Source organism: Imperialibacter sp., assembly GCF_048007035.1.
Taxonomy (GTDB): Bacteria; Bacteroidota; Bacteroidia; order Cytophagales; family Cyclobacteriaceae; genus Imperialibacter.
This window is the reverse complement of record NZ_CP180355.1, coordinates 5,338,058-5,353,237: the sequence shown is the minus strand read 5'-3', so window position 1 is coordinate 5,353,237 and position 15,180 is coordinate 5,338,058. Positions and strand designations below refer to the sequence as shown.

At 48.8% G+C, this 15,180-nt stretch carries 6 protein-coding genes; all 6 read right to left on the bottom strand.

The genetic code is table 11. From position 1 onward, the window contains the following. Positions 1 to 159 precede the first annotated feature (159 nt). A complete protein-coding gene (locus ACMVP2_RS23125; protein ID WP_416865302.1) occupies positions 160 to 2,115 on the bottom strand; it encodes a sialate O-acetylesterase in 1,956 nt (651 codons plus the stop codon). Between the two features lie 4 nt (positions 2,116 to 2,119). Further along, positions 2,120 to 4,987, bottom strand: coding sequence for a glycosyl hydrolase (locus tag ACMVP2_RS23120; RefSeq protein WP_416865301.1), 2,868 nt, complete (start codon positions 4,985 to 4,987; stop codon positions 2,120 to 2,122). A 23-nt stretch (positions 4,988 to 5,010) separates the two neighbouring features. After that, positions 5,011 to 7,938 carry a glycosyl hydrolase gene (locus ACMVP2_RS23115; protein WP_416865300.1) on the bottom strand — a complete coding sequence of 976 codons (2,928 nt, stop codon included), beginning with the start codon at positions 7,936 to 7,938 and terminating at the stop codon, positions 5,011 to 5,013. Between the two features lie 66 nt (positions 7,939 to 8,004). Further along, a complete protein-coding gene (locus ACMVP2_RS23110) occupies positions 8,005 to 10,932 on the bottom strand; it encodes a glycosyl hydrolase (protein ID WP_416865299.1) in 2,928 nt (975 codons plus the stop codon). A gap of 215 nt (positions 10,933 to 11,147) precedes the next feature. After that, positions 11,148 to 12,596 carry a sulfatase gene (locus tag ACMVP2_RS23105; RefSeq protein ID WP_416865298.1) on the bottom strand — a complete coding sequence of 483 codons (1,449 nt, stop codon included), beginning with the start codon at positions 12,594 to 12,596 and terminating at the stop codon, positions 11,148 to 11,150. After that, on the bottom strand, positions 12,590 to 15,130 hold the full coding sequence (locus ACMVP2_RS23100; RefSeq protein ID WP_416865297.1) for a hypothetical protein: 2,541 nt from the start codon (positions 15,128 to 15,130) through the stop codon (positions 12,590 to 12,592). Before ACMVP2_RS23100 ends, ACMVP2_RS23105 begins: the two co-directional genes overlap by 7 nt. Between the last annotated feature and the right edge of the window lie 50 nt (positions 15,131 to 15,180).

The following is a 15,180-nucleotide window of genomic DNA, read 5'->3' as shown; positions in this document are numbered from 1 at the left end:
TTGGGCACGGCTCCTTTCAGACTACAAAAGTTTAGTAAAATGCAGAAGCGTCAGACACTCTTAGAAGTCTCCATTAGTAGCTAGCAGCAGCATTTACTCCAAAACTTTTGTAGTCTTTGCTACCAACCACTACCACCTGGCAACCAGGGTTTAGAGCGCTTACTTATCCAACTCAAGCACAAACGGAGAAGCAGGAAGTCCGGCTTTATTAATGATATAGTATTCAGGGTCGTTGCTCCAGTCGAACCTGACAGCTTTGGGTTCTGCCACCGTTCCAGAATGGATATAGAGCTTGTTTCCCTTCACCTCACCGGTGGCTGGGAGAAATTGGCCATCTTCTCCTGCCAATTCAAAGCTTGCGCCCAGGCCCACCCGGTTTTTCTTCAACTCGATATTTGCTGAGAAGCGGACTACGACCTCCTTTCCCTCTAAAGACGCTGATAGCGGAGAAGGGCCATTGGCTTCAACAGGTTCGTTATAAGCTACATCCAATGCCTGCAAGGCCAGGCGACGACCAAACTCCACCTTATTTTTTGGGTGCACATCGTAAGGGTCTCCCAAGTCGATAGTTACAGCCATACCAGTGTTTGGCAGCTTCAAAGTTTCTTTTTGGACCTGCCGTAGCTGGCTCCACGAGCTATTGGGCGTTCCGATATCGTGGCTAGTTTCAATACTTGTGATCTGAACAAACAAAAACGCCAGGTCGCCTAAGCCCCATTTGGTTCTCCAGTCGGAAATCATAGTAGGAAACATTTTCCCATACAATTCGGCCCGGCTGGCATCAGCCTCTCCCTGGTACCAAATAAAGCCCTTTAGTCCGTAGTTGGTCGCCGGAGCCACCATGCCGTTGTAAAGGTAAGTAGGCCGGCTATAGTGATTGGTTATAGTACCAAAGCCCTCTTTCTTGTCATTCTGGAAGCGCCAGCTGTCAGCCAGAGACACTGCGAACTTTCCATTAATATGAGACAGCACAAATGCTTCAGCATCGCCTTCGAAACTTGTGACACCAAAAGGTGTTGCGAGTCGGACGCCAATCACATTTTTGCCCGGTTTAATCAAACCGACCGGCACTTCAAATTTTGCAGGTTGAGAATACAAAAAAAAGCCCAGTTCCTGTCCATTTACATAAACCCTGCTCTCCCGGTTAAGAACACCAAGGGAGAGTTCAAAGGGTCCTTTAGCAAACTTCTCAGGAACCCGGACTTCTTTCCTGGCCCAAACTACATTCTCAAAATGAGTATCTTCATCTATCGGGTTGGTCTCTTGCCATCCACTGTCGTCAAAATCCAAAGCCATTTCTGGCAGATAATCGGTCTTTGGAAAGCTGATTGTCATCCTTCTTTCATAAGCATTATCCAAAGAAGCCAATTCAGCGTTTCTCCAGTCGTTTGGATCGAAATTCTCCGGTGGAGGCTGCAAATCCAGCTCTTTAGCAAATTGTGTCGCTACCTCAGCGCTCAACCATGACCTGATAGGTGTACCTCCCCAGGAGCCATGGATAATCCCAATCGGTATATTGAGCTGTTGATTGAGCTGCTTAGCAAAAAACCAGGCGGTAGAAGAAAACAGTTCCAGCGACTCTTCAGAGGGCAAAGACCAGGCAGATTCTTCGTAGTCGACTGCGGGCACCGGCATTGGCATTTTGGGCACCTGGAAGAGCCGAACTTGATGATAATCGACATCAGCCATCTCCTTTTCGTAATCATTGATGCCCGAGTAGGGTATCCACGGCCAGCCTGCCATAGGATGCTCCATATTGGACTGGCCGGAAGCAAACCAAACATCGCCCATGAGCACATCCGAAAACACCAACTGCTCATTGGCTCCTTTCACTGTAAGTTGATAAGGCCCACCCACCGGGCGTTTAGGGAGCTTGGCAACCCACTCACCTTTTTCATCTGCCACCACCAGTGCCTCAGAACCATCCAATGACACAGTGATCTTTTCCAGAGGGTTTGCCCAGCCCCAAACAGAAATCGGAATATCCCGCTGCAATACCATATGATCCGAAAATAGCTGAGGGCACCTGAGTTGCGCCATCAACTGCTGCGGGAAAGCCATAGCGGTCAGGCAGACTAAAAACAATATCAAATATTTATGGTGTAATTGCCTCATATTCCTACTTTAAGAGCTTAACAATTTCAAGTTGAACAGGGCCGAGTAAACCGGACTTTTTCAGCGGCACATCCTTCCACGGCGTCAGGTTTTTGTTGGCATTGGTGATATTCGTATTCGTAAACTGTTCCCCAGTGATGGCATCACCTGTTAATCTGTTGGACCAGGTATTTGCCACCCGTACACTTAGCGTATTCGTCCCCTCTTTGATCATGTCAGTAACATCAAGCCGATAAGGCTTCGTCCACACAATTCCTACGGGCTGATCATTCAGTGTTACCTCCGCCATTTCGGCAAGATCACCCAGGTCAAGGTACACTCGGTCCCCCTCGCCAACTGAACCTGCAAACTCGAATGTCTTATTATACGTGCCGATTCCGGAGTAGTACCTAATGCCATCAACCTCTGATTGCGTCCAAGAAGTAAGATCGGGGAAAACAGCTTTAGCAGGTGCTCCCCACTCCTCGCTGAAGGAAACGTCCCATTCTCCTTCGATGGCTGCCGCCTTTGCCTGCCCACCTGCCGACCTTGAGTAGAAACCATGCGGCGTGTACACAATGTCGGTATTTTCGATGCTCCCTTTAGGTTTCGCTGGCTGATTAGTGAACACCACGAAGTAGCTCCCATATGGCGCAATCGACAGTGGCAACAGCGTTGTGTTGCCTTTCTCTTCGAAAATCGGAATAGGCATCATTTCTCCGGTTTTAGGATCCCATAACTCAGGCGCCCTGTTCTTCTGGCGAAAGGATAGTTTTTCAGACACCCAGCTGTCTGTCGTATTGCGGATGAGGTAAAAATCTGCATCGCCTTTGGCGTAGTGGATGAAATCCAGCTTTCCACTGGCCTGCTCGGGGTAGCTGAAATCCGGCACTAACCCTAATCCTCTGAGGGCTTCCTCCGGCGATTGACTTGATCTTATCTTGCCACTCTCCGTTCCGTCCGTCCACAAATCGTCCGAACCACTCACTATTTGCTGAGTTGCCTCAGGCTGACGAGCCAATCCATTTGCCCGGGTGGGCTTTCCTCCCACGATCACCGCTCCGGAAGCAGCCAAATCTCTCATTTTGGTCAGCGCAACAGGGCTCATTTCCGTATTATTGCCAAGTGCCAGTACTTTGTATCTACCAACGCCCGGCAGTACAACTTCACCGTTTTCAACAATCAACTCATTTAGCTTATCAGTATTGATCACTTCGTAGTCGTAACCAGGGCCAGCCGTGAATCTTGTGTTCTTAGGTGGCACCAGGTTGGGCACGTCGTCGCCGTAGTAGTACAAGACATCGGCTACAAATTTGGCTTGCTGAAGGATGTAAGAGTTGCGGGCCAGATAATCATTAAAGGCTTTGGCCATGGGCCACCAAACCCGTTTATCGTTGTAATGAGTGCCCGCCAGGTAAACAATGCCGGGATAACCAAACTCAGATGGATTATGCGTAAACCCATGGATCACCAGTCGGTTCATGCCTTCACAAAACGCACGATCAGCAATAATTTTCAAGTCCTTCGGGCTCTCCTGCCAGTCCCAATAGCTGGTAAAAGCTTCTTCCTCAACAATATTTCGCTGATAGATGTGAGAGGCAGCCGCAATTTCTTTGACCAGCCAGATATAATCTACCACGCTGTCTTCTTTGTAATACTCCCGGTTGTACCAGAACTCGCCACGGGGCACGTCCAATGCCCCCAGCGCCTTCAATGTCTCCACCGGAATGTGGTGCATGTGACCAGGGCCACCCGACTCTGATATGATCTCAAGTCCGTGGGCATTACAAATCTCTTTTGATTTGGCGTAATGGTTTTGAATCATTAGCTCCGAAAATGTCTTTCTAAAGTCGAATTGAAAGTCATCATTTACCTTCTCCTCGTATAGCTGCTCGTCGTAAATAGCAGGAATAAACTTATTGATCTCATACCCGTGCAATTTCTTAAACATCTCAGGCAAAGTGGGCGTCCAGGCAAACTCCTTCGCTTCGTAGCTGGCCAGGTAGAGGTTTTTGAGCGCACTCTGCTTAAAATCTCCCACGAGAGGCTTCAGTTTGTTGATGAAATACATCATGTGCATGCGGGTGGCGGCTGAGTCGAAATGATCGATAATGGGGCCATCAGAATTGGGAGACGGCACAATCAACCGTTCGCCTGAATTGGAACAAATGTATCGGTATATATCCCACTCTCCCTCAGGGGCATCCCACGAAAGGAGTTCCGTGGCAGCATCAAATTGGGCTGATAAATCAAAAATGCGAGAGGTGTCACCGAGGTTTTTTGCACCTTTTGGAACAGCTACCACTGCGATTTCCTCACTATACACTGGTCTTCCGCCCGGCAGGTAGTCAATTTTTCTGGGTTGCCCGTTTCTGTCGGGCGTAATTTCCGGGAAGGGAAGCTTCATTTTCACTTCTTTTCCACCCGTCAATAATGTTTTGGATGCATAAAGCGTTTTTGAAGCATGTTTTGGCTCCACCCAGGTGCCTCCGGCGTTCCAACTGCTGGCTACACCCAACCCGACTTCCAGATCAAGCTTCTTCGCTTCATCCAGGGCCATTTTTATCAAATGAAGTGATTCTTCTCCCATAAACGGAGGCCCGGCAGGTATGATCCCCTTCTCGTCGCTGGCACGCCGCAAGCCAATCTCAAAAATATCCACACCACCAAGGCCAGCGTCTTTGATGGCTCTCAGTTCGGTTTTTAGCCTTACCGAGTCAACATAGCCATTGAGCCACCACCAGTACACTTTGGCCCTGGCTTTGACTGGCGGGTTCTGAAAACCCTCTCTTAATTCCGTGAGTCCGTCATCGGTTTTTGGCGTTTCACACGCAAAGAGCCCCAGCAACCCCACAAATAGCGAGGCCGTGATAATATGTACTATATTTTTCATGATAGTTTACTTTTGGTAGATGGTTACTCTATCGGACTGACAGTGATTAATTCGACTGGGCCCAGCAAGCCTGACCTGATTAATGGTACTTCCGCCCACGGTGTTTTGATCTTATTCAATCCGAAGATGTCTGTGATCTCAACATTTGTGAAGGTGTAGTCTTTGCCTTCCGTCAGGGCATCGCCGGTGATCCTGTTCGACCAGGTATTGGCAATTTCTATCTCCAATACGTTGTCGGCTGGTTTCAAAACATCAGTCACGTCGAACCTGTAAGGCTTCACCCACGCAATGCCAAGTGATACTCCATTCAACCACACCTCTCCTACTTTTGACAGGTCGCCAAGGTCAAGCAGCACCCGCTGGTTCTTCATGGAAGATGCGTTGATATCGTACTGGAAGGTCTTCTTATATTTTGCATTACCAGAATAATATTTGATGCCTTCGATATCGGATTCAGTCCATGAGACCAACTCAGGGTATATTATCCGTTCAGGCCCGCCCCATTCCTGTGAGAAAAACACCTCCCAGGCCCCGCTGATCGGTTGATGCTTCGTGATATTTGTTACCGGGGTAGACTGCCCTGCTTTGGTAGCCTCGAATAAGCCATCCTCCATCAGCAAAATGCCGTTGGCTGTGTAATCCAGTAAGGGAGGGAAAAGTCCCCGGCTGTTTAACTGCTCAAATTTGGCGGTGCTTTTCCCTTGTTTGAAGGTGATGAACGCTGAACCATAAGGCGCCAGCGACAATGGAAGCCTGATGTACTTCCCGTCTTGCCGATAAATGGTAACGGGCAACACCGAGCCAGATACCGGATCCCAAATCTCGGGTACTTTGTCCTGCTGTCTGAGCCCTATCTCTCTCGACACCCATTGATCGGTGGTATTTCTTACAAAATAGAAATCCAGCCCCGATTTGTTATAATGAATATAGTCGAGCGTGTTAGCCGTTCTGTCCACATAATCTATGTCCGGCCCCAAACCAAGCGTCTCCAGCACGGTCACCGGCTGCTGGTCGAGCACTTTTTGGCTCCCGGCACCCCACAGTTTATTAAGGGTAGCATTCATCGCCTCGGTGCGGCCAGGAATGTCGGATACTTTCTTAGGTTTAGCGCCAGTCACCCTGGCTCCGGCACGAACCAGCTCATCAATTTTTTGCAGCACCTGGGGATTGATCTCCTCTTCATCCTCCAGTGCCAGCACACTAAACGCAGCACCGGTAGGCAGCACCACTTTTCCATTTTTGACTGATGCCTGTAGCAGTATCTCGGTGTTGGTTATCTCATAGTCGTAACCAGGGGCAACCATAAACCGGCTGTTTTTGTGACCTGCATAATTGGGAATGGCGTCGCCATAGTAGTACAGCACGTCTGCGAAAAAGTCGGTCTGCTGCAACACAAATGAAATGCGGCCAAGGTAGTCGTTGAAAGGCCTTACTTTGGAGAACCACACCCTTCTATCGTTGAAGTGGGTGCCGGCATGGTACACAATGCCCGGGTAGCCGTAGCCCGCCGGGTTATGGCTAAAGCCGTGCACCACAACCCTGTTCATTCCTTCTGCAAAGGCCCTGTCGCCGGAGGGCTTCATGTCGAACGGCCCTTCCTGCCAATGTTTGAAGGAGGTAAAAGCCTCTTCTTCCACAATACCCCGCCCATAAATGTGCGATGCAGCTGAAACTTCTTTCACCATTCTCAAAATATCAATTCCCTGCTCATTGAACCGGTCGTGATGGATCCAATACTCCCCTCTCGGCAAGTCCAAAGCCCCCAGCGATTTAAGTGGTTCGACTGGCACGTTGTGCAAAGGCAGGCCCGGGCCACCCGATTCAGAATTGATCTTCAATCCATACTTGTTTGATATCTCTTTCGCCTTTTTATAAAAATTGGTGATCATTAATTCTGACAAAGTGCGCTGGCGATCCTTTTTGAATTTACTCACCACCTCTTCGCTGAAATTTTCCTCGTTGAAAAGTACCGGCAGGTATTTGTTGATCTCATATCCGTTGAGTTCCTTGAAAACCTGAGGCAGTGTGGTTGTCCAGACAAAGCCTGTTGCCTCGTAGCTCGCCAGGTAAAGGCTTTTCAGGGCAGTTTTGCTGAGGTCATCACCCATAGCTTCCTGAATACGACCGATGATGTACAGAAAATGTGCCTCTGTGGCCTGTGCATCAAAGTGGTCGATGATAGGGCCGACAGAATTCTTGCTCGGCAGCTTCAATTGCTCGCCGGAATTGGAGCAGATGTAGCGATGCACCAGCCAGTCGCCCGACAAATCCCAGGTCAGCTTGTCGTTGCTGGCATCAAACTTTGACGTCAAATCAACGAACTTTGCCGGATCCCAAACGGGCTGTCCATTTTCCACCGGAATACCCACTACGGCCACCTCGGTGTAAAAAACGGGCCTACCGTTCTTCTGAAATTCAATAGCTTTCGCCCTGCCTCTCGCATCTTTTGCAGGTACCTCAGGGAATGGGAGTTTGACAGTCCCGCCCGACTTACCTTTTACATCGAGGCTTGAAAAATATATTGACTTGGCCGAATTCTCCGGCGTCGTCCAGGCACCGCCCGCATTCCAGCTGCTGGCCAAATTCAGACCAACATCCATATTGCGTTTTTTGGCTTCCAGCAAGGCTACTCGTATTGACTTGAGTGACTCGTCGCTCAAAAAAGCCGGGCCGGCTGCCACCATGTCGTCAGTTTGTCGAACGCCAATCTCAAAAATATCGAAGCCAGAAATGCCTCCCCGATCCATGGCAGCAATTTCTTCCTTGACCCGAACGGTGTCGACATTGCCATTTAGCCACCAGAAGTACACTTTTGGCCTGGCCCCGGGAGGAGGCGACTTGAACCCTTCCTTTAGTTGATCGTAAGATGGTGCGTTTTGGGCAATGGCCTGATCGAAAGAAAGGCAAAGTAAAGCTCCAACAGCAATAAGTAGAGAAAAGAGTGTCTTCATGATATAGCGTATGTTAGATTCCTGAATCGGGTTAGTGTTTCAATCAACTGCTTCATTTTTTACCAGTTATAGCGGGCTCACAGTAATCAATCGCACGGGCCCCAGCAAGCCTGATTCTACCAACGGGGTTTCTTCCCAGGAAAATCGCTGCCTGCCAAATCCTACTACTGTCGTTGTTAGCACGTTGGAATAAGTATAGTCCTTTCCATCCGTCCGGGCATCTCCTATGATGCGATTGGCCCAAACGTTGGCAATTTCTACCTCCAAGAGGTTGTTGCCTGCTTTAAGTTTGTGGGTAATATCGAACCGGTAGGGCTTTGCCCAGGTGATTCCCAGCGGTTCTCCGTTGAGCCACACTTCACCTACTTTTGAAAGGTTGCCAAGATCGAGAAACACCCGCTGGTCTTTCATGAGGGTTGCATTAACGTCATGATAGAATGGCTTTTTGTACCTGGCCATCCCTGAATAGTATTTTATGCTCTCTTCCTCAGAGTCTGTCCAGGAGCTCAGCTCCGGGAACAGCCTCCTTTCAGGCCCACCCCATTCCGGAGAAAAGAATACTTCCCAGGCTCCGGTTAAGGTTTTTACATGTACATTATTAACTAGGGATGAAGATTGGTCTTGCTTTTTTACTTCAAAGGCACCTGCTTCCATCAAAAACACTCCTTCGGGTGTGTAGTTGAGCATAGGTGGATGCTGTTGAGTCCCTGTAATTTTTGAGAACTTCACCTCTTGCTTTCCTGGCTTAAAGACCACAAAAGTCGAGCCCATCGGTGGTAGCGAAACTGGCAGTTGAATATATTGCCCGCTCTGATTGTAGATGGTTGCCGGGGAAATTGAACCGTTGATAGGATCCCATATCTCCGGCACCCTGGCCTGCTGCCTGAAGCCGATCTCCCTTGACACCCATTCGTCGGTCGTGTTTCTTACAAAGTAAAAATCCAGACCGTTCTTGTTGTAATGAATGTAGTCGAGTGTGTTGAGCGCTATGTCTGAATAGTTGATATCAGGGCCAATGTTGTTGGCCTGCAACACTTCGAATGGCTGCTTTCCGGCCACTACTTTCGCCTTCGAGTTTTGATTCCAAACCTTATCAATCATAGCGGCCATGGCCGGCGTTCCACCTGGCCTGTCCGATACTTTCTTCGGCTTGGCTCCGGTGATAGTAGCCCCTGCACTCACCAGCTCGTCTATTTTCAGCAACACTGCGGGGTTAATGTCTCCCTCATCCTCCAGCGCCAATAGGTTGTAGTGACCACCCGTAGGCAATACAAGCTTTCCATCCTTCACTTTGAGCTGCAAAAGAATCTCAGTATTGATGACGTCATAGTCGTAGCCCAGACCAGCCATGAAGCGGCCATTTTTCGGTCCTGCGTAGTTCGGCACCGCATCTCCGTAGTAGTAAAGCACATCGGCTACAAAATCGGTCTGCTGGAACACTGCAGAAACCCTGGCCAGGTAGTCAGTGAATGGCCGTATTTTCGGGTGCCATATCCTTTTATCGTTGAAATGTGTGCCTGCATGATAAACGATGCCTGGATAACCGATGCCTGAAGGGTTGTGGCTAAATCCGTGAATCACCACCCTGTTCATGCCCTCGCAAAACGCCCGGTCGCCGGTTGGTTTCATATCGAACGGGCCTTCCTGCCAGTTCAAAGATGAGGTGAAGGCTTCCTCTTCCACGATGCCCCTGCCGTAGATATGGGAAGCGGAGGACACTTCCTTCACGACCCGCAGAAAGTCTACCCCCTGGTCGTTGTAAGCATTGTAGTTGATCCAAAATTCACCACGGGGAAGGTCGAGTGCACCAAGTGCCTTGAGAGGCTCAGCGGGAACATTGTGCATCGGCATACCAGGCCCTCCTGCTTCAGAATTGATTTTCAGACCATGTGCATTGGCCACCTCCCTCGCCTTTTTATAAAAATTTGTGATCATCAACTCCGACAATGTGCGCTGATAATCTTTCATAAACTTCTCAACGACTCCTTTCCCGAAGGATGACTGATTAAGGAGCACGGGCAAGAATGTATTTATTTCATAACCAGTAAGTGACTTGAAAACATCTGGCAATGTGGTCGTCCAGGTAAAGCCGGTGGCCTCATAGCTAGCCAGGTAGAGGCTTTTCAGGGCAGTGTTCCTCAAGTCGCCCATTTCTTCTGTCAGCACATTGATAATATGGAGAAAATGGGCTTCGGTGGCCTGTGCGTCGAAATGGTCGATAATAGGACCGGAGGAATACTTACTTGGTCGCTTCAACTGCTCGCCTGAGTTGGAGCAGATGTAGCGGTGCACCTCCCAGTCGCCTGTCAGCTTCCAGTTCAGTTTTTCACTTTCCGGATCAAACTGGCTGGAAATATCAACGATCTTTGCCGGATCCCAGTCAGGCTTTCCATTTTTCAACGGTATGGCTACAACGGCTACTTCCTGGTAGAACACCGGCTTCCCGTTGCGCTGATACTGAATTACCCTCGTTTTACCAGCTGCATCGATTTTTGAAATCTCAGGGAATGGGAGCTTTATATTGCCTCCCGACTTACCCTTTACCTCTATTCTCGAATCATAAATCGACTTAGCCGAATTTTCTGGAGTTACCCATGTTCCACCAGCATTCCAGCTGCTGGCCATGTTGAAGCCCACGTCCATATTCCTTTTCTTAGCTTCATCCAAAGCCACCCTGATAACCTTCAGGGACTCCTTGCTTAGAAATGCCGGGCCTGCTTCAACCATTGTGTCTACCGGAGGCACGCCCGTTTCAAAAAGATCGAAACCGGAAAGGCCTGCCCTGTCCATGGCAGCTATTTCTTCTTTCACCCTAACGCTGTCCACGTTTCCGTTGAGCCACCACCAGTAAACCTTGGGTCGGGCCCCTTGTGGCGGAGTTTGAAACGATGACTTGACCTGCTCATAAGCAGATGTACTTTGCCCAACGGCAAAATTGCATTGCAGGCAAACGAATAATCCAAGGGCAATAAATGTCGAAAAGCGTGTTTTCATAGTAGTGTATGTGTATAATTCAAACCGACTCTGTTTAGGAAGCCGTAATTATTTCTTAAGACAAATTGTATCTATATATCCGCTCAACCGCCACTGGCACACCTTTGGTCTACCTTCCGTCTGCGGTAGAATTAGTACTGGCTGCCCACGAAAGGCTCACGATCAGGAGCTAGTAGTTTACTGTTTAAAAGACGCCATTATCCATTGCTACCGGATCATAGCTGAAAGGGATCTTTTGTTTCCGCTAGTCTCTTCTTTAGCTGTCCCTTCAATTCCGTCTTCACAGACAAATAATCCCCATCGCCTGCCAGGTTGCTCATTTCGAGAGGGTCGTTTACCATGTCAAAGAGTTCCTCATTTCGCTCTCCCTTCGAATAATAATTGTATTTGTAGCGGCTGTTGCGAATCATCCGGCCGGTGAGTGATTTATCAAATGGATCAACGGCCAGTTCGGTCACTACAAAGTCGGCAGAGTCATATTTATCCGATTCTATATAAGGTCTGCGGCTGACTCCGTCGAATGCTATATTGCTGGTTACTCCGATATAGTCGAGAATGGTTGGCACCACGTCTGCACCCGACACTACCAGCCGATTGTCAACACCAGTCGCCTTTACCTTGTCTTTGTAGTACACCACAAACGGCACTTTGGCAGGCCCGTCGTACAACGACAACTTAGCTGCCCATTTCTTCTCCGCCATGCCATCGCCATGATCGGCGCTTACGACAATAATGGTGTTCTCATCCATTCCCTTAGCTCTCAAGGCGTCCAGTACCTTACCTATTTCAGCATCTACCATTTCGGTATTGCGATAATAGTACCACAGGTAATTTCTCCACCTGGTTTCGTCGTTGCCCTGCGACAAGAGCAGCTCATCACCATAGTGATCCCGGAAACGACTGTTTGCTATCATTTCGGGTTCGTTCGGGTCTATGGTATGATTAGCCGGCAAAGGCGGAAGGGCTACATCTGGCCCAACATTCGGGTAGTTCTCAGGCTTTCTGGGAAAATGGCAAATGTCGTGGGGGTTGTGAAACTGCACGTACATCAGCAATGGTTTCTCTCCGCTGTACTGCTGGATATATTCCACCGTGGCATCTGCCAAAGGGCCGTCAGTATCGGCACCCAAATCCCAGGGCTTATCATTTTCATAAAAGTCGATAACCTTGAACCCCGCCAGCGTGTCAATATCTTTCCGCTGGGGATAAGAACCCGGGATATGCCATTTCCCGGCCCATACAGTTTCGTATCCTTCGGTGCTAAGTATTTCGCCCAGGTTTTTGACTCCGTCCTTAATTGAATCACCGTTGTAATCGACGCCGGTGTTATGAGGCATCAACCCGGTGATAAGACTGCTGCGAGATGGACCACAAACAGGCGTTGTGCAGTAGGAGTTCGCAAAGCTGATCCCGTTGTTGACCAAGTAGTCGAGATTTGGCGTGCTCAAGTACTTATTGCCATGGGCACTTATCGCATTCGGGTTGTGCTGATCGGTGAGAATGACAATAACGTTCGGGCGCTTAGCAGCTTCATCCCTTTTTTCCGTTTGAGTACAACCACTCACTGCGAAAGTGAAAAGCAGCAACAGCGCAACGGATACAAGCAGTCCAGCAAATGCTTCCAGGAACGTTAAGTGATTTTTATGAATAGTGTTTTTTACCATGACACGACCAGTTGACCAGTTACATTTTCATACAGATAGTAATCTCCACCAAACTTTTCTTCGCTCTGTCCCTCCAGTTGTCCTTTACCAAATGGGTAACTGGAGTTCAAAACCACTTTCACCGATTCGCCTGCAACTCCTGTGGGTGGATAAAACCGAACCTTCGCATTTTTCAAACCAGTCAATTGAATTCGACGCTTAGTGCCTTTCGTCGCCAGGGGAATGTCAAAGCACGAAATCACGCCATCTTCCTGCTCCACGAAGAACCTGCTCTCTTCGAAAAATGACTTTGGAAACCTGTAGGTAGATGCTCCATTTTTCAGTTGTGTTTCCCAACCAATGATGATGGGGGCACCTTGAGGAAACTTGAACGCCTGTTCCACTGTCAGATTAGGAAGGTAGCCAGAGAAGAAGAAGGAATTGTTGTGCCGTGAAATGCAGTTGATAGGGTCTTTTATGCCTCCACTACTTTTGTCGTAGGTGATTGAGTAACCCAATTTACCCAGACCAAATCGCATCAAAGAGGGCCCTGAAAACCATTTCTCCGAATCATCCGGAGTCAACAAGTGACCGCCTTTGTATGACACAGAATTGGTTCCACGGACATAGCACACGGCTCCGCCCTTCCAGTCCGGGTTTTGCCGGTATACTACAGCATCCCGCTTTTGTCCGTTCTGAACTACCTGTGCCAGTACCTTTGTAGAATTATCCCTGGCATCGACCATCGTTTCTATCCCTCCGCCAGACAGGTCAGCAGGATGTTGCATCACCATAGGTGATTTGGTTTCTATGTTATCCCCGTTCATGGCCATTTGCACCGCAAATTCACCAGCCAGTGGCTCTTCAGCCTTTATATTCATAAAGTCGAGGAATTCCTTGCTGCCATTTCCCACTGGCCCGTAGATCATCAGCTGTCCCCCTGCTTTCACAAAGGCCATCAATTGCTGCTCCAATTCACTTCCCGCATCGGGGACAATTGTCACGAGCACGGATTCATTAAAAGTTGGTTTTCCATCTTTTCTGATCTGGCTGAAGTTTCCGGTAGACACCACCGTGTTCATAGGAAAGCCTTCGTTGATAGCCTGGCGAATAAACCAATCGCCATAGTAGATCTCTGGCAACCTTTCGGGCTGCACGGAAGCCCATTCATGGTATTCGTCAAAAGGATATACCCAAACAACAGGCCCAGCCTGATCGGGAGCGTTTCTTCTGGCTTGCAGAATGTGCGGGGTCACCTCATCCGGTACCTGCACAGGCATATTGCCATACGAGTCGTCAATGGTCAGGAAATTCAGATGGGTTGGCAGCATTGCCTCACCCTTGCTGTTGATGGTGGAAATTGACATCGGCAGGTAAATATCATGTGCTTCTCTGCCATAGCGATCCAGCCAGGGGCTGTTCACCCACCATGGGTCGTGGGTGTAATAACGGAACAAGTAGCGATTGTCCGGCAGCTCAGCTATACGTGACATGTAGCCGGCGAGCTCCAATCCAAAGTCGCCGTTTAAAGCAGCCCAGGGTGAATTTGGTGGAGGCAGCAGGTTAAAGCCGCCGTTGTAAATACTTTTGAGGTCGACACCATCCGCTGCCAGGTCAATGCCTGTGGACAGGTTGGTGCCCCTTGTCTCAATCCGGAAGTCCGGACATTGCTCTCTGAATAGTGTCCAGAAATTGACTATCTTTTCCTGTACATCGCTGAATTTTTCAGGATAGAATTTCTCTCCATCAAATAAGGCTCCCGTGGCACTCCAGGTTTCCATACCAAAGCCGAAGCCGTTTGAAAGCCATAGGTAGTCGAAGCCCAGGTCGGTTAAAAAGTGTTGCGATTGGCTGCCGAAGAAGGTGCCAAAAGGTGTGTCCTGTTTGATGCCATTGGGGAATCCGGCATAACTATCGCTGTCTTCATTTAGCGTGGAATAGCAGACCACAAATGTCTTTGAGCCCATGGTAGAGCCCATGCATATCTCAGGGTGCTTCTCATATTTGAAGGGTGACTTGGCAAATTCAGGCCCGGGATCAAAAGTAGCCCCTACACGAACCGGTTTACCGGTCATCGTTTCACCCACACGCTTCAGCGTGCTTACTATGTATTTCAGGTCACCATAGTTAAAGTCAGGTGTGTCATCCAAATAGGTAAAAGCCCGCTGGTGAACTGAAAGATTCTCATTTTCCGGTTCAGAGTTGACTTCGTGCTCCGCATTTGGGTTGCCAATATATCTGGCCCATTCTAGCCGCTGATCCAGGCTTCCGCTATAGTCAAGTATCTCCGAACCGTCGGCGGTCCAAAGCATGAGCGACACTGTGTCGGCATGCCTTACCAATGAGCCCCAGCCAGCAAATATTTCTTTACAAGCATCTTCAATATATTGCTTGTCATTCTTTTTGAAGGGTTTAAGGGATAGCTCCAGGGTAATATTATTGAAACGCTTTACTCCAAGGTTTTTGCTATCCGCTAGCATTTGAGATTGCTCGTGACTTCCGCTACAAGAAACCATTATATAACCCACCAGGGCCAACACAACTAAACGACTCATCTTCTGAAATTTATTTTACGATTGCTTGACTGAAGCTAGCTCTCTTGAAT

What these genes read in the sequence shown, in the direction of transcription:
- ACMVP2_RS23110 (WP_416865299.1), bottom strand. Translation starts at nt 10,932, where the DNA reads ATGAAAACACGCTTTTCGACATTTATTGCCCTTGGATTATTCGTTTGC.
- ACMVP2_RS23125 (WP_416865302.1), bottom strand. Translation starts at nt 2,115, where the DNA reads ATGAGGCAATTACACCATAAATATTTGATATTGTTTTTAGTCTGCCTG.
- ACMVP2_RS23115 (WP_416865300.1), bottom strand. Translation starts at nt 7,938, where the DNA reads ATGAAGACACTCTTTTCTCTACTTATTGCTGTTGGAGCTTTACTTTGC.
- ACMVP2_RS23100 (WP_416865297.1), bottom strand. Translation starts at nt 15,130, where the DNA reads ATGAGTCGTTTAGTTGTGTTGGCCCTGGTGGGTTATATAATGGTTTCT.
- ACMVP2_RS23120 (WP_416865301.1), bottom strand. Translation starts at nt 4,987, where the DNA reads ATGAAAAATATAGTACATATTATCACGGCCTCGCTATTTGTGGGGTTG.
- ACMVP2_RS23105 (WP_416865298.1), bottom strand. Translation starts at nt 12,596, where the DNA reads ATGGTAAAAAACACTATTCATAAAAATCACTTAACGTTCCTGGAAGCA.